This window comes from Pseudomonas sp. KnCO4 (assembly GCF_045344305.1).
Classification (GTDB): Bacteria; Pseudomonadota; Gammaproteobacteria; order Pseudomonadales; family Pseudomonadaceae; genus Aquipseudomonas; species Aquipseudomonas anuradhapurensis.
Genome location: NZ_CP174199.1, coordinates 524482 through 544398 on the forward strand (window position 1 = coordinate 524482; position 19917 = coordinate 544398).

Annotated in this window: 33 protein-coding genes; all 33 read left to right on the forward strand. The window is 57.0% G+C overall.

Translation table 11 applies throughout. The features are described 5' to 3' along the window. Window positions 1-44: 44 nt before the first annotated feature. The 33 genes from rpsL (at window position 45) to ACJA3S_RS02495 (ending at window position 19834) form a co-directional block, all read left to right on the forward strand. Window positions 45-416: a 30S ribosomal protein S12 gene (gene rpsL, locus ACJA3S_RS02335; protein ID WP_003257088.1), complete on the forward strand. Its 372-nt coding sequence runs from the start codon at window positions 45-47 to the stop codon at window positions 414-416. Between the two features lie 106 nt (window positions 417-522). Further along, window positions 523-993, forward strand: coding sequence for a 30S ribosomal protein S7 (gene rpsG / locus ACJA3S_RS02340; protein ID WP_003246741.1), 471 nt, complete (start codon window positions 523-525; stop codon window positions 991-993). Between the two features lie 30 nt (window positions 994-1023). Further along, the gene (gene fusA, locus ACJA3S_RS02345) at window positions 1024-3168 is read left to right on the forward strand and encodes an elongation factor G (RefSeq protein WP_186678990.1); all 2145 of its coding nucleotides are present in this window, start codon (window positions 1024-1026) and stop codon (window positions 3166-3168) included. Between the two features lie 30 nt (window positions 3169-3198). After that, entirely contained in the window at window positions 3199-4392 is a 1194-nt protein-coding gene (tuf, locus tag ACJA3S_RS02350) for an elongation factor Tu (protein WP_170027986.1), read from the forward strand. Between the two features lie 141 nt (window positions 4393-4533). Then, a complete protein-coding gene (gene rpsJ, locus ACJA3S_RS02355) occupies window positions 4534-4845 on the forward strand; it encodes a 30S ribosomal protein S10 (protein WP_003186070.1) in 312 nt (103 codons plus the stop codon). Window positions 4846-4925: 80 nt separating this feature from the next. Next, window positions 4926-5561, forward strand: coding sequence for a 50S ribosomal protein L3 (rplC, locus tag ACJA3S_RS02360; protein WP_003257089.1), 636 nt, complete (start codon window positions 4926-4928; stop codon window positions 5559-5561). Window positions 5562-5573: 12 nt separating this feature from the next. Beyond that, a complete protein-coding gene (gene rplD, locus ACJA3S_RS02365) occupies window positions 5574-6176 on the forward strand; it encodes a 50S ribosomal protein L4 (protein ID WP_008089819.1) in 603 nt (200 codons plus the stop codon). After that, the gene (rplW, locus tag ACJA3S_RS02370) at window positions 6173-6472 is read left to right on the forward strand and encodes a 50S ribosomal protein L23 (RefSeq protein WP_003255484.1); all 300 of its coding nucleotides are present in this window, start codon (window positions 6173-6175) and stop codon (window positions 6470-6472) included. Before rplD ends, rplW begins: the two co-directional genes overlap by 4 nt. A gap of 14 nt (window positions 6473-6486) precedes the next feature. Then, the gene (gene rplB, locus ACJA3S_RS02375) at window positions 6487-7311 is read left to right on the forward strand and encodes a 50S ribosomal protein L2 (RefSeq protein WP_170027992.1); all 825 of its coding nucleotides are present in this window, start codon (window positions 6487-6489) and stop codon (window positions 7309-7311) included. Between the two features lie 16 nt (window positions 7312-7327). Further along, entirely contained in the window at window positions 7328-7603 is a 276-nt protein-coding gene (rpsS, locus tag ACJA3S_RS02380; RefSeq protein WP_003255482.1) for a 30S ribosomal protein S19, read from the forward strand. A gap of 11 nt (window positions 7604-7614) precedes the next feature. Continuing rightward, window positions 7615-7947, forward strand: coding sequence for a 50S ribosomal protein L22 (rplV, locus tag ACJA3S_RS02385; protein WP_003103908.1), 333 nt, complete (start codon window positions 7615-7617; stop codon window positions 7945-7947). A 13-nt stretch (window positions 7948-7960) separates the two neighbouring features. Next, window positions 7961-8647, forward strand: coding sequence for a 30S ribosomal protein S3 (gene rpsC, locus ACJA3S_RS02390; protein WP_003255481.1), 687 nt, complete (start codon window positions 7961-7963; stop codon window positions 8645-8647). 12 nt (window positions 8648-8659) lie between these two features. Beyond that, window positions 8660-9073, forward strand: a complete 414-nt coding sequence (gene rplP, locus ACJA3S_RS02395) for a 50S ribosomal protein L16 (protein ID WP_003255479.1) — start codon at window positions 8660-8662, stop codon at window positions 9071-9073. Further along, window positions 9073-9264, forward strand: coding sequence for a 50S ribosomal protein L29 (gene rpmC, locus ACJA3S_RS02400; protein ID WP_002555481.1), 192 nt, complete (start codon window positions 9073-9075; stop codon window positions 9262-9264). The genes rplP and rpmC overlap by 1 nt, the downstream gene beginning before the upstream one ends. 2 nt (window positions 9265-9266) lie before the next feature. Further along, window positions 9267-9533, forward strand: a complete 267-nt coding sequence (gene rpsQ / locus ACJA3S_RS02405; RefSeq protein ID WP_008089812.1) for a 30S ribosomal protein S17 — start codon at window positions 9267-9269, stop codon at window positions 9531-9533. Between the two features lie 23 nt (window positions 9534-9556). Continuing rightward, on the forward strand, window positions 9557-9925 hold the full coding sequence (rplN, locus tag ACJA3S_RS02410) for a 50S ribosomal protein L14 (protein ID WP_003243907.1): 369 nt from the start codon (window positions 9557-9559) through the stop codon (window positions 9923-9925). 11 nt (window positions 9926-9936) lie between these two features. After that, window positions 9937-10251: a 50S ribosomal protein L24 gene (gene rplX / locus ACJA3S_RS02415; RefSeq protein WP_013970637.1), complete on the forward strand. Its 315-nt coding sequence runs from the start codon at window positions 9937-9939 to the stop codon at window positions 10249-10251. 20 nt (window positions 10252-10271) lie between these two features. Beyond that, on the forward strand, window positions 10272-10811 hold the full coding sequence (rplE, locus tag ACJA3S_RS02420; RefSeq protein ID WP_003257095.1) for a 50S ribosomal protein L5: 540 nt from the start codon (window positions 10272-10274) through the stop codon (window positions 10809-10811). A 13-nt stretch (window positions 10812-10824) separates the two neighbouring features. Next, window positions 10825-11130: a 30S ribosomal protein S14 gene (gene rpsN / locus ACJA3S_RS02425; RefSeq protein ID WP_003255472.1), complete on the forward strand. Its 306-nt coding sequence runs from the start codon at window positions 10825-10827 to the stop codon at window positions 11128-11130. A gap of 209 nt (window positions 11131-11339) precedes the next feature. Next, window positions 11340-11732, forward strand: a complete 393-nt coding sequence (gene rpsH / locus ACJA3S_RS02430) for a 30S ribosomal protein S8 (RefSeq protein ID WP_009681971.1) — start codon at window positions 11340-11342, stop codon at window positions 11730-11732. Between the two features lie 12 nt (window positions 11733-11744). Next, window positions 11745-12278, forward strand: coding sequence for a 50S ribosomal protein L6 (rplF, locus tag ACJA3S_RS02435; RefSeq protein WP_170027993.1), 534 nt, complete (start codon window positions 11745-11747; stop codon window positions 12276-12278). Between the two features lie 10 nt (window positions 12279-12288). Beyond that, window positions 12289-12639, forward strand: coding sequence for a 50S ribosomal protein L18 (gene rplR, locus ACJA3S_RS02440; RefSeq protein WP_009397496.1), 351 nt, complete (start codon window positions 12289-12291; stop codon window positions 12637-12639). Between the two features lie 3 nt (window positions 12640-12642). Then, window positions 12643-13143, forward strand: a complete 501-nt coding sequence (rpsE, locus tag ACJA3S_RS02445; RefSeq protein ID WP_003255465.1) for a 30S ribosomal protein S5 — start codon at window positions 12643-12645, stop codon at window positions 13141-13143. 2 nt (window positions 13144-13145) lie between these two features. Next, a complete protein-coding gene (gene rpmD / locus ACJA3S_RS02450; protein WP_028690238.1) occupies window positions 13146-13322 on the forward strand; it encodes a 50S ribosomal protein L30 in 177 nt (58 codons plus the stop codon). Window positions 13323-13325: 3 nt separating this feature from the next. After that, window positions 13326-13760: a 50S ribosomal protein L15 gene (gene rplO / locus ACJA3S_RS02455; RefSeq protein ID WP_170027994.1), complete on the forward strand. Its 435-nt coding sequence runs from the start codon at window positions 13326-13328 to the stop codon at window positions 13758-13760. Continuing rightward, a complete protein-coding gene (secY, locus tag ACJA3S_RS02460) occupies window positions 13761-15092 on the forward strand; it encodes a preprotein translocase subunit SecY (RefSeq protein WP_003257108.1) in 1332 nt (443 codons plus the stop codon). It abuts the gene before it with no gap. 28 nt (window positions 15093-15120) lie between these two features. After that, window positions 15121-15237, forward strand: a complete 117-nt coding sequence (gene rpmJ, locus ACJA3S_RS02465; protein ID WP_002555468.1) for a 50S ribosomal protein L36 — start codon at window positions 15121-15123, stop codon at window positions 15235-15237. A gap of 131 nt (window positions 15238-15368) precedes the next feature. After that, a complete protein-coding gene (rpsM, locus tag ACJA3S_RS02470) occupies window positions 15369-15725 on the forward strand; it encodes a 30S ribosomal protein S13 (protein ID WP_003257112.1) in 357 nt (118 codons plus the stop codon). Between the two features lie 18 nt (window positions 15726-15743). Then, window positions 15744-16133: a 30S ribosomal protein S11 gene (gene rpsK, locus ACJA3S_RS02475; RefSeq protein ID WP_003255454.1), complete on the forward strand. Its 390-nt coding sequence runs from the start codon at window positions 15744-15746 to the stop codon at window positions 16131-16133. A gap of 15 nt (window positions 16134-16148) precedes the next feature. Continuing rightward, a complete protein-coding gene (rpsD, locus tag ACJA3S_RS02480) occupies window positions 16149-16769 on the forward strand; it encodes a 30S ribosomal protein S4 (RefSeq protein ID WP_087503320.1) in 621 nt (206 codons plus the stop codon). 22 nt (window positions 16770-16791) lie between these two features. Then, the gene (locus ACJA3S_RS02485; RefSeq protein ID WP_003255452.1) at window positions 16792-17793 is read left to right on the forward strand and encodes a DNA-directed RNA polymerase subunit alpha; all 1002 of its coding nucleotides are present in this window, start codon (window positions 16792-16794) and stop codon (window positions 17791-17793) included. A 42-nt stretch (window positions 17794-17835) separates the two neighbouring features. Continuing rightward, window positions 17836-18222, forward strand: a complete 387-nt coding sequence (gene rplQ / locus ACJA3S_RS02490; RefSeq protein ID WP_003255451.1) for a 50S ribosomal protein L17 — start codon at window positions 17836-17838, stop codon at window positions 18220-18222. 172 nt (window positions 18223-18394) lie between these two features. Further along, a complete protein-coding gene (locus ACJA3S_RS02495) occupies window positions 18395-19834 on the forward strand; it encodes a catalase (RefSeq protein ID WP_406820728.1) in 1440 nt (479 codons plus the stop codon). Window positions 19835-19917: the final 83 nt, after the last annotated feature.

Here is a 19917-nt window from a genome sequence, read left to right on the forward strand (position 1 = left end):
CTTGCAAGACAATAGCGTCGCAAGACAATCAGTGGAGCTAGTAGATGGCAACTATCAACCAGCTGGTACGTCAGCCGCGTAAGCGTACCGTCGAGAAATCCGACGTACCTGCGCTGCAGAACTGCCCGCAGCGTCGTGGCGTGTGCACCCGCGTGTACACCACCACGCCGAAAAAACCTAACTCGGCACTGCGTAAAGTATGCCGTGTGCGTCTGACCAACGGTTTCGAGGTTTCCTCGTACATCGGTGGTGAAGGCCACAACCTGCAAGAGCACAGCGTCGTCCTGATCCGTGGCGGCCGTGTAAAAGACTTGCCAGGTGTTCGTTACCACACCGTTCGCGGCTCTCTGGATACTTCGGGCGTCAAAGGCCGTAACCAGGGTCGTTCGAAGTACGGTACCAAGCGTCCGAAGTAATCGGTCGTTTGCAGACATCCATTTATTTGAGTCGATAAGAGTAAGGTCGGGCAGGGGTCGAGAGACCTGGTCCCGGGCTAACCTGAAGACCGTTTGAGGGCTTATCATGCCAAGACGTCGTGTAGCAGCAAAACGTGAGATCCTTGACGATCCGAAGTACGGATCCCAGATTCTCGCCAAGTTCATGAACCACGTGATGGAAAGCGGCAAGAAGGCCGTAGCCGAGCGCATCGTTTACGGTGCCCTGGATACCGTCAAAGCTCGCAAGAACAGCGACCCCCTGGAAATCTTCGAGAAAGCTCTCGACGCCATCGCTCCGCTGGTCGAAGTTAAGTCCCGCCGTGTCGGCGGTGCCACTTACCAGGTTCCGGTTGAAGTTCGTCCATCCCGTCGTAACGCTCTGGCAATGCGCTGGCTCGTAGACTACGCCCGCAAGCGCGGCGAGAAGTCGATGGCCCTGCGCCTGGCCGGCGAACTGCTGGATGCTGCTGAAGGCAAGGGTGCTGCAGTCAAGAAGCGTGAAGACGTGCACCGTATGGCCGAAGCCAACAAAGCGTTCTCGCACTACCGCTTCTAATTCAAGCATCAATCATTTTGCGAGGGCTTTATGGCTCGTACTACAGCAATTAACCGCTACCGTAACATCGGTATTTGCGCCCACGTTGACGCGGGCAAGACTACCACTACCGAGCGGATCCTGTTCTACACAGGTCTGAGCCACAAGATGGGCGAGGTGCACGACGGCGCCGCGACCACCGACTGGATGGTGCAGGAGCAGGAGCGCGGTATCACCATTACCTCCGCTGCCGTTACCACCTTCTGGAAAGGTTCCCGTGGTCAGTATGACAACTACCGCGTAAACGTCATCGATACCCCCGGCCACGTTGACTTCACCATTGAAGTAGAGCGTTCGCTGCGTGTACTCGACGGCGCGGTCGTTGTGTTCTGCGGTACCTCCGGCGTTGAGCCGCAGTCCGAAACCGTATGGCGTCAGGCCAACAAGTACGGCGTTCCACGTGTTGTCTACGTGAACAAGATGGACCGTGCCGGTGCCAACTTCCTGCGCGTTGTCGGCCAGATCAAGAACCGCCTGGGTCACACCCCGGTTCCGGTCCAGCTGGCTATCGGTGCAGAAGACGACTTCCAGGGTCAGGTCGACCTGATCAAGATGAAAGCCATCTACTGGAACGAAGACGACAAGGGCACCACCTACCGCGAGGAAGAAATTCCTGCCGAGCTGGTTGACCTGGCCAACGAATGGCGCAGCAACATGGTCGAGGCAGCTGCCGAAGCCAACGAAGAGCTGATGAACAAGTACCTTGAAGAAGGTGACCTGTCCGTCGAAGACATCAAGGCTGGTCTGCGCGCCCGTACTCTGGCGAGCGAGATCGTTCCTGCTGTCTGCGGTTCCTCGTTCAAGAACAAGGGCGTGCCCCTGGTTCTCGACGCCGTTATCGACTACCTGCCGGCTCCGACCGAGATCCCTGCAATCAAGGGTATCAATCCGGACGACGCCGACCTGGCCAAGGACGACCCGGCTGTTCGCCAAGACGAGCGTCACGCCGACGACAACGAGCCGTTCTCGGCTCTGGCGTTCAAGATCGCTACCGACCCGTTCGTAGGTACCCTGACCTTCGTTCGCGTCTACTCGGGCGTTCTGAGCTCCGGTGACTCGGTCATCAACTCGGTAAAAGGCAAGAAAGAGCGCGTTGGTCGTATGGTGCAGATGCACGCCAACCAGCGTGAAGAGATCAAGGAAGTACGCGCTGGCGACATCGCGGCCCTGATCGGCATGAAGGACGTTACCACTGGTGAAACCCTGTGCGACGCCGACAAGCCAATCATCCTTGAGCGTATGGACTTCCCTGAGCCGGTAATTTCTCTGTCGGTTGAGCCGAAGACCAAGCAAGACCAGGAAAAGATGGGTATCGCTCTGGGCAAACTGGCCCAGGAAGACCCGTCGTTCCGCGTCAAGACCGACGAAGAAACCGGCCAGACCATCATCTCCGGTATGGGTGAGCTGCACCTGGACATCATCGTTGACCGCATGAAGCGCGAGTTCAACGTTGAGGCCAACATCGGCAAGCCGCAGGTTTCGTACCGCGAGAAGATCACCAAGTCTGGTGTCGAGATCGAAGGTAAGTTCGTTCGTCAGTCCGGTGGTCGTGGTCAGTTCGGTCACTGCTGGATCCGCTTCTCCGAGCCGGATCAGGACGAAAAAGGCAACATCACCGAAGGCCTGGTCTTCACCAACGAAGTCGTTGGCGGTGTGGTTCCTAAGGAATACATCCCAGCGATCCAGAAGGGTATCGAAGAGCAGATGAAGAACGGCGTTGTTGCCGGCTATCCTCTGATCGGTCTGAAGGCTACCGTGTTCGACGGTTCGTACCACGACGTCGACTCCAACGAGATGGCGTTCAAGATCGCGGCCTCCATGGCGACCAAGCAGCTGGCCCAGAAGGGCGGCGGTGTTGTGCTTGAGCCGATCATGAAGGTTGAGGTAGTAACCCCTGAGGACTACATGGGTGACGTGATGGGTGACCTGAACCGTCGTCGTGGTCTGATCCAGGGTATGGATGACTCGGTTTCCGGCAAGGTTATCCGTGCAGAAGTCCCGCTGGGAGAGATGTTCGGTTATGCGACCGACGTTCGTTCCATGTCTCAGGGTCGCGCAAGCTACTCCATGGAATTCTCCAAGTACTCCGAAGCTCCGTCGAACATCGTCGAAGCACTCGTTAAAAAACAAGGCTAATCCAGCCCTTTAGGCAAGAGGTTCACTGTCGTGGCTAAAGAAAAATTTGATCGTTCCCTTCCCCACGTTAACGTCGGCACCATCGGCCACGTTGACCACGGTAAGACCACTCTGACCGCAGCTCTGACTCGCGTCTGCTCCGAAGTATTCGGTTCGGCAGTCGTTGAGTTCGACAAGATCGACTCGGCTCCGGAAGAAAAAGCGCGCGGTATCACCATCAACACCGCTCACGTCGAGTACAACTCGAACATTCGTCACTACGCTCACGTTGACTGCCCAGGTCACGCTGACTACGTGAAGAACATGATCACCGGTGCTGCCCAGATGGACGGCGCGATCCTGGTTTGCTCGGCCGCCGATGGTCCGATGCCACAAACCCGTGAGCACATCCTGCTGTCCCGTCAGGTAGGCGTTCCGTACATCGTGGTCTTCCTGAACAAGGCTGACCTGGTAGACGACGCTGAACTGCTGGAACTGGTCGAGATGGAAGTTCGCGACCTGCTGTCCACCTACGACTTCCCAGGCGACGATACCCCGATCATCATCGGTTCGGCTCGTATGGCGCTGGAAGGCAAAGACGACAACGAAATGGGTACTACCGCTGTCAAGAAGCTGGTAGAAACTCTGGATGCCTACATCCCTGAGCCGATCCGTGCCGTTGACCAGCCGTTCCTGATGCCGATCGAAGACGTATTCTCGATCTCGGGTCGTGGTACCGTTGTTACCGGTCGTATCGAGCGTGGTATCGTCCGCGTTCAGGATCCGCTGGAAATCGTTGGCCTGCGCCCAACCACCAACACCACCTGCACCGGTGTTGAAATGTTCCGCAAGCTGCTGGACGAAGGCCGCGCTGGCGAGAACTGCGGCGTTCTGCTGCGTGGTACCAAGCGTGACGAAGTTGAGCGTGGTCAGGTTCTGGTCAAGCCGGGTTCGGTCAAGCCGCACACCAAGTTCACCGCAGAAGTCTACGTTCTGTCGAAGGAAGAAGGCGGTCGTCACACTCCGTTCTTCAAAGGCTACCGTCCTCAGTTCTACTTCCGTACCACTGACGTGACCGGTAACTGCGAACTGCCGGAAGGCGTTGAAATGGTAATGCCAGGTGACAACATCCAGATGACTGTCACCCTGATCAAGACCATCGCAATGGAAGACGGTCTGCGCTTCGCTATCCGTGAAGGCGGTCGTACCGTCGGCGCCGGCGTCGTAGCCAAAATCATCGAGTAATCACTCGACCGATTGAAAAAACCCCCGCTCAGCGGGGGTTTTTTTTATTGGGTTGACACTAAATGGGGGCGTCTATAGAATCACGCCTCCTTTTAGCGGGCGTAGTGCGCCCGTTGGGAACAGCCTGGAGTCTGAAATCCAATGCAAAATCAGCAAATCCGTATCAGGTTGAAGGCTTTCGACCATCGCCTGATCGACCAATCCACCCAGGAAATCGTGGAAACCGCGAAACGTACTGGTGCACAAGTGCGTGGTCCAATTCCACTGCCTACCCGCAAAGAGCGTTTCACCGTTCTGGTTTCCCCGCACGTCAACAAAGACGCGCGTGACCAGTACGAGATCCGCACTCATAAGCGTGTTCTGGACATCGTCCAGCCAACGGATAAAACCGTTGACGCGCTGATGAAGCTCGATCTGGCGGCAGGTGTGGAAGTACAGATCAGCCTCGGCTAAGACTTCGGTCTGGTCGTGTAACGCTCTGAAATGGGCGGCCATAGCGGGTGAAAGCCCCGTACACTCATGAGGTTTACAACATGACTATTGGTGTAATCGGTCGCAAGTGCGGTATGACCCGCATTTTCACCGAAGAAGGTGTCTCCATTCCGGTCACGGTCATCGAGATCGAGCCGAATCGCGTCACCCAGTTCAAAACTGAAGAAACCGATGGCTACCGTGCAGTGCAAGTCACTGTCGGCGAGCGTCGTGCTTCGCGTGTGACTGCCGCTCAGGCAGGCCACTTCGCCAAGGCCAACGTTGCCGCTGGTCGCGGTGTCTGGGAGTTCCGTCTTGAAGAAGGCGATTTCCAGGCTGGCGATCTGATCAAAGCTGAACTCTTCACTGCAGGCCAGCTGGTAGACGTTACTGGTCAGTCCAAAGGTAAAGGCTTCGCCGGTACCATCAAGCGCTGGAACTTCCGTGGCCAGGACAACACCCACGGTAACTCCGTGTCGCACCGTGTCCCAGGTTCCATCGGCCAGTGCCAGACTCCTGGTCGTGTGTTCAAGGGCAAGAAAATGTCCGGTCACATGGGCGCCGAGCGCGTGACTGTTCAGTCCCTGGAAGTAGTTCGCGTAGACGCTGAACGCAACCTGCTGCTGGTCAAGGGTGCCGTTCCAGGCGCTACTGGCGGCGACGTGGTTGTACGTCCAGCTGTCAAGGCTCGCGGTTAAGGGGAAACTGACATGCAACTCAATGTAAATGACGCTCAGGCGATCGAAGTTTCCGAACTGACTTTCGGTGGCGAATTCAACGAGACGCTGGTACACCAAGCAGTCGTGGCCTACATGGCCGGCGGCCGTCAGGGCACCAAACAGCAAAAGACCCGTTCCGACGTGGCTGGTGGCGGTAAGCGCCCATGGCGTCAGAAGGGTACTGGCCGTGCTCGTGCTGGTACCACTCGTGGTCCGATCTGGCGTGGCGGTGGTGTTACCTTCGCAGCTCGCCCTCAAGATCACTCGCAAAAGCTCAACAAGAAGATGTACCGCGCAGCCCTGCGCTCCATCCTCGCTGAGCTGGTGCGTAGCGACCGTCTGGTCGTGGTTCAGGACTTCGCTGTCGAAGCACCGAAAACCAAAGATCTGCTGAACAAGCTGAACGGCATGGGTCTGAACGACGTACTGATCGTTTCCGACGCTGTTGATCAGAACCTGTACCTGGCTGCTCGCAACCTGCCGCACGTCGATGTACGTGACGTACAAGGTTCCGACCCGGTCAGTCTGATCGCATACGAGAAAGTGTTGATCACTGTCTCGGCCGTGAAGAAATTCGAGGAGCTGCTGGGATGAACCAGGAACGCGTATTTAAAGTCCTCCTTGGCCCGCACGTTTCCGAGAAGGCTACCGTTCTGGCTGAGAAAAAAGGCCAGTTCGTATTCAAGGTTGCTACCGATGCAACCAAGCTGGAAATCAAGAAAGCTGTCGAAGGCCTGTTCAACGTAAAAGTTGAAAACGTGTCGACTGTTAACGTTCTGGGTAAAACCAAGCGTACCGCACGTGGTCTGGGCAAGCGTAATGACTGGAAGAAGGCGATCGTCTCCCTTCAGCCAGGCCAAGATCTCGATTTCAGCAGCAGTGCTGAGTAAGGAAGGGGTGCATCATGGCAATCGTTAAATGCAAACCGACTTCCCCTGGCCGCCGTTTCGTGGTCAAGGTGGTCAACCAGGAGCTGCACAAAGGCGCTCCTCACGCACCGCTGATCGAGAAGAAATCGAAGTCTGGTGGTCGTAACAACAATGGCCGCATCACCACTCGTCACGTTGGTGGTGGTCATAAGCAGCATTACCGTCTGGTCGACTTCCGTCGCAACGACAAAGATGGCATTCCAGCCACTGTCGAGCGTATCGAATACGACCCGAACCGTACTGCTCACATCGCCCTGCTGTGCTACGCAGACGGTGAGCGTCGCTACATCATCGCCCCTAAAGGCGTGAGCGCTGGCGACCAGCTGATCGCAGGTGCCCTGGCCCCAATCAAGGCCGGTAACTCCCTGCAGCTGCGCAACATTCCAGTAGGTAGCACCGTTCACGGCATCGAACTGAAGCCGGGCAAAGGTGCTCAGATCGCTCGTTCCGCTGGTGCTTCGGCTCAGCTGATCGCTCGCGAAGGTGTCTACGTGACCCTGCGTCTGCGCTCTGGTGAAATGCGTAAAGTCCTGGCTGAGTGCCGTGCGACCCTGGGCGAAGTCTCGAACTCCGAGCACAGCCTGCGTTCGCTGGGTAAAGCTGGTGCCAAACGCTGGCGCGGCGTTCGCCCAACCGTTCGTGGTGTTGCCATGAACCCGGTTGACCACCCACACGGTGGTGGTGAAGGTCGTACCTCCGGTGGTCGTCATCCGGTATCGCCATGGGGCTTCCCAACCAAGGGTGCGAAGACCCGTGGTAATAAGCGTACCGACAACATGATCGTCCGTCGTCGCAAGTAACTAGAGGGATACGACAGTGCCACGTTCTCTGAAAAAAGGTCCTTTTATCGATCTTCACCTGCTGAAGAAGGTCGAAGTGGCGGTGGAGAAGAACGATCGCAAGCCAGTTAAAACCTGGTCGCGCCGTTCGATGATCCTGCCACAAATGGTCGGTCTGACCATCGCGGTACACAACGGTCGTCAACATGTCCCAGTTCTGGTGAACGAAGACATGGTCGGCCACAAACTGGGCGAGTTCGCCGGTACCCGCACCTACCGCGGGCACGTGGCTGACAAGAAAGCCAAGCGTTAAGGGGTAAGGAAATGGAAGTAGCCGCTAAGTTGTCGGGCGCTCGCATCTCCGCCCAGAAAGCCCGCTTGGTCGCCGACCAGATCCGCGGGAAGAAGGTGGGCGAAGCGCTCAACCTGTTGGCCTTCAGCAGCAAAAAAGCCGCTGAAATCATGAAGAAAGTCCTCGAGTCGGCCGTAGCCAACGCCGAACACAACGAAGGCGCAGACGTTGATGACCTGAAGGTCTCCACCGTCTTCGTCAACGAAGGGCGTTCGCTGAAGCGCATCATGCCACGTGCCAAGGGCCGTGCTGATCGCATCGTCAAGCGGTCTTGCCATATCACTGTCAAGGTTGCGGACAAGTAACGGAGTCGATCAGATGGGTCAGAAAGTACATCCCACTGGCATTCGCCTGGGAATCGTCAAGGAGCACACCTCCGTCTGGTACGCAGACGGTGCTACTTACGCAGATTACCTGTTGAAGGATCTGAAAACGCGTGAGTACCTCCAGGACAAACTAAAAAGCGCGTCCGTAAGCCGTATCGATATTCATCGTCCGGCTCAAACTGCACGCATCACCATCCACACCGCTCGTCCCGGTATCGTTATCGGTAAGAAAGGTGAAGATGTCGAGAAGCTGCGTCAGGACCTGACCAAGCAGATGGGTGTGCCTGTGCACATCAACATCGAAGAGATCCGCAAGCCGGAACTCGACGCCATGCTGGTTGCGCAGAGCGTAGCTCAGCAGCTGGAACGCCGCGTAATGTTCCGTCGCGCCATGAAGCGCGCCGTACAGAACGCCATGCGTATTGGTGCCAAGGGCATCAAGATCCAGGTGAGCGGTCGTCTCGGCGGTGCTGAGATTGCTCGTACCGAGTGGTATCGCGAAGGTCGTGTGCCTCTGCACACCCTGCGTGCCGATATCGACTACAACACCTACGAAGCTCACACCACCTACGGTGTGATCGGTGTGAAGGTTTGGATCTTCAAAGGCGAAGTGATTGGTGGTCGCCAAGAAGAACTGAAACCACAAGCACCAGCGCCTCGTAAAAAAGCTGCTAAGTAAGGGGTACGCCAAATGTTGCAACCAAAGCGTACAAAATTCCGCAAGCAGATGACTGGCCACAACCGTGGTCTGGCACTGCGCGGTAGCAAAGTCAGCTTCGGCGAATTCGCCCTGAAAGCTGTTGCTCGCGGTCGCCTCACCGCTCGCCAGATCGAGTCCGCACGTCGTGCGCTGACCCGTCACGTTAAACGTGGCGGCAAGATCTGGATCCGTGTGTTCCCGGACAAGCCGATCTCCAAGAAGCCTCTCGAGGTTCGTATGGGTAAAGGTAAGGGCTCCGTGGAATACTGGGTTGCCCAGATTCAGCCAGGCAAAGTCCTGTATGAAATCGAAGGTGTTTCTGAAGAGCTGGCGCGCGAAGCTTTCGCCCTGGCTGCTGCAAAGCTGCCTCTCGCCACCTCCTTTGTTAAGCGGACGGTGATGTGATGAAAGCGAATGAACTTCGTGAAAAATCGGCACAGCAACTGAATGAGCAACTGCTCGGCTTGCTGCGCGACCAGTTCAATCTGCGTATGCAGAAAGCAACTGGCCAGTTGGGGCAGTCGCACCTGCTCTCGCAAGTTAAGCGTGACATCGCTCGCGTGAAAACTGTGCTCAACCAGCAGGCAGGTAAGTGATCATGGCTGAAGCTGAAAAAACCGTCCGTACGCTGACTGGCCGTGTCGTCAGCGACAAAATGGACAAGACCATCACCGTTCTGATCGAGCGTCGCGTCAAGCACCCGATCTACGGTAAATACGTTAAGCGTTCGACTAAGCTGCACGCGCACGACGAATCCAACCAGTGCAAAATCGGCGACAAGGTTTCCATCCGTGAAACCCGTCCGCTGGCCAAGACCAAGTCCTGGGCACTGGTTGAAGTCCTCGAACGCGCTGTTGAAGTCTAAGGGCTAAGGGTCGGAGAAATTTTATGATTCAGACTCAATCCATGCTCGATGTGGCCGATAACAGCGGCGCTCGTCGCGTCATGTGCATCAAGGTACTCGGCGGTTCGCACCGCCGTTACGCCGGCATCGGTGACATCATCAAAGTAACCGTCAAGGAAGCAATTCCGCGCGGCAAGGTCAAGAAAGGCCAGGTGATGACCGCTGTTGTCGTCCGCACCCGTCACGGTGTTCGTCGCGCCGACGGTTCCATCATTCGTTTCGACGGCAACGCTGCTGTTCTGCTGAACAACAAGCAAGAGCCGATCGGCACTCGCATCTTCGGGCCAGTGACCCGTGAGCTTCGTTCCGAGAAGTTCATGAAGATCGTCTCGCTCGCCCCTGAAGTGCTGTAAGGAGATCCGACATGCAAAAGATTCGTCGTGACGACGAGATCATCGTGATCGCCGGCAAAGACAAGGGTAAGCGCGGTAAGGTGCTGAAGGTTCTGGCTGACAACCGTCTGGTTGTTGGTGGTGTGAACCTGGTCAAGCGTCATACCAAGCCTAACCCGATGGCGGGCGTACAGGGCGGTATCGTCGAGAAAGAAGCGCCTCTGCACGCTTCCAACGTTGCCATCTTCAACGGTGAAACCAACAAGGCTGACCGCGTTGGTTTCAAAGTAGAAGACGGTAAAAAAATTCGTGTCTTCAAGTCGACCCAAAAAGCGGTTGATGCTTGAACACTGCTAGGTAGAAGACCATGGCACGACTGAAAGAGATTTACCGGAACGAAATCGCTCCTAAGCTTAAGGAAGAACTTAAGCTGTCGAACGTGATGGAAGTTCCGCGCGTTACCAAGATCACCCTGAACATGGGTCTGGGCGAAGCGATCGGCGACAAGAAAGTCATTGAGCACGCTGTTGCCGACCTGGAAAAGATCACCGGTCAGAAGCCGGTCGTGACTTTCGCTCGTAAATCCATCGCGGGCTTCAAAGTCCGTGAGGGCTGGCCGATCGGCGTCAAGGTGACCCTGCGTCGCGACAAGATGTACGAATTCCTGGACCGCCTGCTGGCGATCTCCCTGCCTCGGGTACGCGACTTCCGCGGCCTGAATGCCAAGTCCTTCGATGGCCGTGGCAACTACAGCATGGGCGTGAAAGAGCAGATCATCTTCCCGGAAATCGACTACGACAAGATCGATGCTCTGCGCGGTTTGGACATCACCCTGACCACCACTGCTCGTTCGGACGACGAAGGCCGCGCTCTGCTGCGTGCTTTCAAGTTCCCGTTCCGCAACTGATTGGAGTAGGAAAATGGCCAAGAAGAGCATGAAGAACCGCGAGCTGAAGCGTCAGCTCACGGTAGCCAAGTTCGCTAAGAAGCGTGCTGAGCTGAAAGCGACCATCGTCAACCTGAACGCTTCTCCTGAAGAGCGTTTCGCTGCCGTTGTCGCTCTGCAGAAGCAGCCACGTGACGCTAGCGCCTCGCGCCTGCGCAACCGTTGCCGCCTGACCGGTCGTCCTCACGGTGTATACCGTAAGTTCGGCCTGGGCCGTAACATGCTGCGTCAAGCTGCAATGCGCGGTGACGTACCGGGTCTGGTCAAGGCCTCCTGGTAATCGCTGCCGGTGTGATCCCGGTGGAAGGGGAGTAATCTTCCGACCGCCGGTGACCTCGCCAACAAACAAGCCCCTATATGGGGCTTGTTTCGTTTCTGCCTTGTGTCTAGAATGACCGGCTCACCTGAGCCTGGGTTTTTTGCCCTGCCTGCTCGGGTGGTTGTGATAGCCGCAAGGCTAATAATTCTTGTATCAGGAGCATCTAGCCCATGAGTATGCAGGACCCGTTAGCGGACATGCTAACTCGCATCCGTAATGCCCAGATGGCTGAAAAGTCCGTCGTAAGCATGCCTTCCTCCACCCTGAAGGTCGCGGTTGCCAAAGTTCTGAAGGACGAAGGTTACATCGCTGGCTACCAGGTAACTGGTGAGGCCAAGCCTTCCCTGTCGATCGAACTGAAGTACTTCGAAGGCCGTCCGGTCATCGAGGAACTGAAGCGCTCCAGCCGTCCAGGCCTGCGCCAGTACAAGTCCGTCGCAGAGCTGCCGAAAGTACGTGGCGGCCTGGGCGTGTCTATCGTCTCCACCAACAAAGGTGTGATGACTGATCGCGCTGCGCGCGCTGCCGGTGTCGGCGGCGAAGTTCTGTGCACAGTGTTCTAAGGGGAGATAGGCATGTCTCGCGTCGCTAAGAACCCCGTTAAGCTGCCAGCAGGCGTCGAAGTCAAATTCGCCGGCCAGCAGCTTTCGGTGAAGGGTGCCAAAGGCACTCTCGAACTGAACGTTCACTCGTCTGTTGAAGTTACCGAAGAAGCTGGTGAGCTGCGTTTCGCTGCTCGCAACGGTGACCAGCAAGCTCGCGCCATGGCCGGTACCACCCGCGCTCTGGTGAACAACATGGTCCAGGGCGTAAGCCAAGGCTTCGAGCGCAAGCTCCAGCTGATCGGTGTTGGTTACAAGGCACAGGCCAAGGGCACCGTCCTGAACCTGGCTCTGGGCTTCTCGCACCCAGTGGACTACGAACTGCCAGCCGGTATCACCGCTGAAACCCCAAGCCAGACCGACATCCTGATCAAGGGTATCGACAAGCAGCTGGTGGGTCAGGTGGCCGCTGAAATCCGCGACTTCCGTCCGCCAGAGCCTTACAAAGGCAAGGGTGTGCGTTACGCGGACGAAGTAGTCCGTCGTAAAGAAGCCAAGAAGAAGTAGGGCCTAGCAAATGACCGACAAAAAAGTTACTCGACTGCGTCGCGCTCGCAAAGCACGCCTCAAGATGCACGAACTCGAAGTCGTGCGCCTGTGCGTGTTCCGCTCCTCGCAGCACATCTACGCCCAGGTCATTTCGGCCGACGGCAGCAAGGTTCTGGCAAGCGCCTCGACCTTGGACAAAGAACTGCGTGATGGCGCCACTGGCAACATCGACGCGGCCACTAAGGTTGGCAAGCTGGTAGCTGAGCGTGCGAAAGCCGCCGGTGTATCTCAAGTTGCCTTTGACCGTTCCGGCTTCAAGTACCACGGCCGCGTCAAGGCGCTGGCTGATGCTGCTCGTGAAGGCGGGCTGGAGTTCTAAGTTATGGCAAATAACGATCAAAAGCGCGACGAAGGCTACATCGAGAAGCTGGTTCAAGTTAACCGCGTTGCCAAAACCGTAAAAGGCGGCCGTATCTTCACCTTCACCGCGCTGACCGTGGTAGGTGATGGCAAAGGCCGTGTTGGCTTCGGCCGTGGCAAGTCGCGCGAAGTACCTGCCGCGATCCAGAAGGCTATGGAAGCTGCTCGCCGCAACATGATCCAGGTTGACCTGAAGGGCACCACCCTGCAGTACGCCACCAAGGCTGCCCACGGCGCCTCGAAGGTTTACATGCAGCCTGCCTCGGAAGGTACCGGTATCATCGCCGGTGGCGCAATGCGTGCTGTCCTGGAAGTTGCTGGTGTTCAGAACGTTCTGGCCAAGTGCTACGGTTCGACCAACCCAGTGAACGTGGTTTACGCCACCTTCAAGGGTCTGAAAGCCATGCAATCTCCTGAATCCATTGCTGCCAAGCGCGGCAAGAGCGTTGAGGAGATCTTCTGATCATGGCAACCGTAAAAGTAACGCTGATCAAGAGCACTGCCGGCCGTCTGCCTAACCACAAACTGTGCGTTAAAGGCCTGGGTCTGCGTCGCATCGGTCACACTGTAGAAGTCCAGGATACTCCCGAGAACCGCGGGATGATCAACAAGGCTTACTACATGCTGAAGGTCGAGGGTTAATCGATGAAACTCAATGATCTGAGTCCAGCGCCGGGTTCCCGTCGCGAGAAGCATCGTCCGGGTCGTGGTATCGGTAGCGGTTTGGGCAAGACTGGTGGCCGTGGTCACAAAGGTCAGACCTCCCGTTCCGGTGGCACCATCGCTCCGGGCTTCGAAGGCGGTCAACAGCCGCTGCACCGTCGTCTGCCGAAATTCGGCTTCGTTTCCCTGAAAGCCATGGACCGCGCCGAAGTGCGTCTGTCCGAGCTGGCCAAGGTGGAAGGCGACGTGATCTCCGTGCAATCCCTGAAGGATGCCAACGTGATCGGCCAGAACGTACAGCGCGTGAAAATCATGCTGTCTGGCGAAGTCACTCGCGCAGTCACCATCAAGGGTATCGCAGCCACCAAGGGTGCGCGTGCGGCTATCGAAGCAGCTGGCGGCAAGTTCGAGGAATAAATGGCTAAGCAAGGTGCTCTCTCTTCGCTCGGTAAGGGCGGGATGTCGGAACTCTGGGCTCGTCTGCGCTTTCTGTTCATGGCGATCATCGTCTATCGGATAGGTGCGCATATCCCGGTTCCTGGCATCAATCCAGACCGTCTGGCGGATCTGTTTCGGCAGAATGAGGGGACCATTCTTAGCTTGTTCAACATGTTTTCCGGTGGCGCGCTCGAGCGCATGAGCATCTTTGCACTGGGGATCATGCCGTACATCTCGGCATCGATCATCATGCAGCTGATGACGGCGGTCAGCCCGCAACTGGAGCAGTTGAAGAAGGAAGGTGAAGCTGGCCGTCGCAAGATCAGCCAGTACACCCGCTACGGCACCGTTATCCTGGCACTGGTCCAAGCCATTGGCATGTCCATTGGCCTGGCCAACCAGGGCGTGGCGTTTTCTGTAGGTCTGGGCTTCCATGTCGTCGCCGTCTCCACCTTCGTGGCAGGCGCGATGTTCATGATGTGGCTGGGCGAGCAGATCACCGAGCGCGGTGTGGGCAACGGTATCTCGATGTTGATCTTCGCAGGTATCGTTGCCGGTCTTCCGAGAGCAATCGGGCAGTCTTTCGAGTCTGCACGCACAGGCGATATCAACATTTTCGCCTTGGTCGCTATCGGTTTGCTGGCAGTAGCGATTATCGGCTTCGTGGTGTTCATTGAGCGTGGTCAGCGTCGTATCGCCGTTCACTACGCCAAGCGTCAGCAGGGCCGCAAGGTCTTCGCTGCGCAGACTAGCCACCTGCCGCTGAAGGTGAACATGGCGGGGGTTATCCCGGCCATTTTCGCGAGCAGCATTCTGCTGTTCCCGGCTTCGCTGGGTGCCTGGTTCGGTCAGTCCGAAGGTATGGGCTGGCTGCAGGACATCTCGCAATCGATCGCTCCTGGTCAGCCGTTGAACATTCTGCTGTTTAGTGCAGGGATCATTTTCTTCTGCTTCTTCTACACAGCGCTGATGTTCAACCCGAAAGACGTAGCGGAAAACCTGAAGAAGTCCGGTGCCTTTATTCCGGGTATCCGTCCTGGTGAGCAGTCGGCACGCTACATTGATGGCGTTCTGACCCGTCTGACCATGTTCGGTGCTCTTTACATGATGGCCGTCTGCCTTCTGCCCCAGTTCCTGGTGGTGGCAGCAAATGTGCCGTTCTACCTTGGCGGGACCTCGTTGCTGATTGTGGTAGTGGTTGTGATGGACTTCATGTCCCAAGTACAATCGCACCTCGTTTCGCACCAGTACGAATCCCTGATGAAGAAAGCCAACCTGAAAGGCTACGGTGGCAGCGGTCTGCTGCGCTGATACGCCCCTAAGGTTCGAGGAGTCGGTAATGAAAGTTCGTGCATCGGTGAAAAAGCTGTGCCGTAACTGCAAGATCATCCGTCGCGAAGGCGTCGTACGAGTGATCTGCAGCGCGGAACCGCGTCACAAACAGCGCCAAGGCTGAGTGTGATCTGCGCTTCAAACCCAGCAGCTAGTGTGCTGCTGGGTTGATTATTCGTTTCTACAGCGATATTATCTCGCGCCCTATTTCTTGGCTTCCGGGGCGTAGGTAGCTGTCAATTGGAGTCCCACTGAATGGCCCGTATTGCAGGCGTCAACATTCCAGATAACAAGCATGCTGTTATCTCGCTGACCTACATCTATGGTGTCGGTCGCACTACTGCACAGAAGATCTGTGCAGACGCTGGTGTAAACCCAGCCGCTAAGATCAAGGATCTGAGCGACGAGCAAATCGAAACCCTGCGTGGCGAAGTCGCGAAGTTCACCACCGAAGGTGACCTGCGTCGTGACATCAACATGAAGATCAAGCGCTTGATGGACCTGGGTTGCTACCGCGGCCTGCGTCATCGTAAAGGTCTGCCGGTTCGCGGTCAGCGCACCAAGACCAACGCACGCACCCGTAAGGGCCCGCGTAAGCCGATCCGCAAGTAATCGCCCAGGAATATAGACATGGCAAAACCTGCTGCTCGTCCTCGTAAGAAAGTCAAAAAGACAGTGGTTGATGGCATCGCCCACATCCATGCCTCTTTCAACAACACCATCGTGACCATCACCGACCGTCAGGGCAACGCTTTGTCCTGGGCGACCTCCGGTGGTTCGGGTTTCCGTGGTTCGCGCAAATCCACCCCGTTCGCAGCCCAGATCGCTGCTGAGCGTGCTGGTCAAGCTGCGCTGGAATACGGTCTGAAGAACCTCGACGTGAACGTCAAGGGTCCAGGTCCAGGTCGTGAGTCCGCCGTTCGTGCACTGAACAGCTGCGGCTACAAGATCGCCAGCATCACCGACGTGACGCCAATCCCGCACAACGGGTGCCGTCCGCCGAAGAAGCGTCGCGTGTAATCAGGAGACAGATAAATGGCACGTTACATTGGTCCAAAATGCAAACTGTCTCGCCGTGAAGGCACTGACCTGTTCCTGAAGAGCGGCGTTCGCGCTCTGGAATCGAAGTGCAACATCGAAGCAGCCCCAGGTATCCACGGCCAGCGCCGTGGCCGTCAGTCCGACTACGGTACCCAGCTGCGCGAGAAGCAAAAAGTTCGTCGTATCTACGGTGTTCTGGAGCGTCAGTTCCGCGGTTACTACCAGGCTGCTGCCTCGAAAAAAGGCGCAACCGGTGAGAACCTGCTGCAACTGCTCGAGTGCCGTCTGGATAACGTCGTCTACCGTATGGGCTTCGGTTCGACTCGCGCCGAATCCCGTCAGCTGGTTTCGCACAAAGCGATCAGCGTCAACGGTAAGACTGTGAACATTCCATCCTACCAAGTTCGTCCGGGTGACGTGGTCGCGGTTCGCGAGAAGTCGTCGAACCAGCTGCGCATTGTTCAAGCCCTTGAACTGTGCGCCCAGCGTGGCCGCGTTGAGTGGGTTGATGTGGATGCTGCTAAAAAGTCGGGCGTTTTCAAGAACGTTCCTGCTCGCAGCGACCTGTCTGCCGACATCAACGAGAACCTGATTGTCGAGCTCTACTCCAAGTAAGGGCTAGAAAATAGGTGCATCCATGCAGATTTCGGTAAATGAGTTCCTGACTCCCCGCCACATTGATGTGCAGGTAGTCAGTCCGACCCGCGCCAAGATCACGCTCGAGCCTCTCGAGCGTGGTTTCGGCCATACCCTGGGCAACGCGCTGCGCCGCATCCTGTTGTCCTCCATGCCTGGCTGTGCAGTAGTCGAGGCCGAGATCGATGGCGTACTCCACGAGTACTCCGCGATCGAAGGTGTACAGGAAGACGTCATTGAAATCCTGTTGAACCTGAAAGGCCTGGCTATCAAGCTGCACGGTCGTGACGAAGTTACGCTGACCTTGTCGAAAAAGGGTTCGGGGGTGGTTACCGCTGCCGATATTCAGCTGGATCACGATGTCGAGATCGTCAACCCCGATCACGTAATCGCGAACCTGGCGTCGAACGGCGCCCTGAACATGAAGCTCACCGTAGCTCGTGGTCGTGGTTACGAGCCGGCCGACTCCCGTCAAACCGACGAAGACGAAAGCCGTAGCATTGGCCGTCTGCAGCTGGACGCTTCGTTCAGCCCGGTGCGTCGTATCGCCTATGTGGTCGAGAACGCCCGTGTTGAACAGCGTACCAACCTGGACAAGCTGGTCATTGATCTGGAAACCAACGGCACCCTGGACCCTGAAGAGGCTATTCGCCGCGCTGCGACCATCCTGCAACAGCAGCTGGCCGCGTTCGTCGACCTCAAGGGTGACAGCGAGCCTGTCGTAGTCGAGCAGGAAGACGAGATCGATCCGATCCTGCTGCGTCCGGTTGACGACCTGGAACTGACTGTACGTTCGGCCAACTGCCTCAAGGCGGAGAACATCTACTACATCGGCGACCTGATTCAGCGTACCGAAGTAGAGCTGTTGAAGACTCCTAACCTGGGCAAGAAGTCCCTGACTGAAATCAAGGACGTGCTGGCCTCTCGTGGTCTGTCTCTCGGCATGCGCCTCGACAACTGGCCGCCTGCAAGTCTTAAGAAAGACGACAAGGCGACCGCCTGATCGTCGTAATCACCGAACGTAGTGTTTGGTAAGGAATGAATCATGCGTCATCGTAAAAGTGGACGTCACCTGAGCCGTACCAGCTCTCACCGCAAGGCTATGTTCCAGAACATGGCAGTGTCGCTGATCGAGCACGAGCTGATCAAAACCACCCTGCCGAAAGCCAAGGAACTGCGCCGCGTTGCCGAGCCGCTGATCACCCTGGCCAAGGAAGACAGCGTAGCTAACCGTCGTCTGGCCTTCGACCGTACCCGTTCGAAGTCCGCTGTTGGCAAGCTGTTCAATGACCTGGGCAAGCGTTACGCCACCCGTCAGGGCGGCTACCTGCGCATCCTGAAGTGCGGTTTCCGCGCTGGCGACAACGCTCCTATGGCGTATGTCGAGCTGGTTGATCGTCCGGTCGGCGGTGCTGTAGAAGCTGCTGAGTAAGACGTTCTGTCTGCTACAAAGAACCGGGCCTAGTGCCCGGTTTTTTGTTTCTGGATGTATTGTTTATTTCTATTGATACAAGTCATGTAATGAATTTGTTCTTGTAACCTTGCTCGTCAATACTCTCTCCACAGCCGATCAGCCGGCGCTTGTAGACCGATAAGGAGAGCCCATGAGCAAGATTCTCACCACCGCCAGCGGTGCCCCTGTAGCCGATAACCAGAATTCCCGTTCCGCCGGCCCACGCGGCCCGTTGCTGCTCGACGACTTCCACCTGATCGAGAAGCTTGCCCATTTCAACCGCGAGAATATCCCCGAGCGCCGCGTCCATGCCAAGGGCTCGGGTGCCTACGGTACCTTTACCGTCACGCGCGATATCACGGCTTACACCAGTGCCAAGCTGTTTGAGCAGATCGGCAAGCAAACCGAGACGTTCCTGCGTTTTTCCACCGTGGGTGGCGAGCGTGGTTCGGCCGACACCGAACGCGATCCGCGCGGCTTTGCCGTGAAGTTCTATACCGAGGAAGGCAACTGGGACATTGTTGGCAACAACACGCCGGTGTTTTTCATCCGCGACCCGCTGAAGTTCCCTGACTTCATCCACACGCAGAAGCGTCACCCGCAAACCAACCTGAAAAATGCGCAAATGATGTGGGACTTCTGGTCGCACTCCCCCGAGGCGCTGCATCAGGTCACTATCCTGTTCTCCGACCGCGGCATTCCGGACGGCTACCGCCACATGCACGGCTTCGGCAGCCATACCTACAGCCTGATCAATGCCGAGGGGCAACGTACCTGGGTCAAATGGCACTTCAAGACTCAGCAAGGCATCAAGAACCTCGCCCCGGCGGAGGCTGCACGCCTGGCCGGTACCGATCCGGACTACGCTCAGCGCGATCTCTTCGAAGCGATCGAGCGCGGCGACTATCCACGCTGGACCGTATGCATCCAGGTAATGAGTGAAGCCGAGGCAGCCAACCGCGACGAGAACCCCTTCGACGTCACCAAGACCTGGTCGCAGAAGGACTACCCGCTGATCGAGGTCGGTGTGCTTGAACTCAACCGCAACCCGCTGAACTACTTCGCTGAGGTCGAGCAAGCTGCATTTGGTCCAAGCAACATGGTGCCAGGTGTCGGTTTGTCGCCGGACCGCATGCTGCAAGGTCGGGTGTTCGCCTACGCTGATGCGCACCGCTACCGGGTGGGTACCAACCACCAGCAGTTGCCGGTTAACGCGCCACGTTGCCCGGTTAACAGCTACCAGCGCGATGGTTCCATGGCCAGCGGCACGTACGGTAGCGCGCCCAACTATGAGCCCAACAGCTATGGCGACGCGCCGAAGCAGTCACCACGTCATGCTGAGCCCGCGCTAACGTTGGAGGGGGCGGCGGACCGTTACAATCATCGCGAAGACAGCGATTACTACAGCCATGCCGGTGCGCTGTTCCGCTTGATGAATGATGAGCAGAAAGCCCTGTTGATCAACAACATCGCGGGAGCCATGGCAGGTGTAAGCCAAGACGTGGTCCAGCGCCAACTGCAGTACTTCTTCAAGGCCGATCCCGCCTACGGCGAAGGGGTTGCCAAGGCTTTGCGCATCGATCTCGCCTAAGTCGAAGTGATAAGAAGAACCGCCCTCATTTGGGCGGTTTTTCAATGAATATCACTACTGTTCAGGGCTTTTTTTGCTTCTTA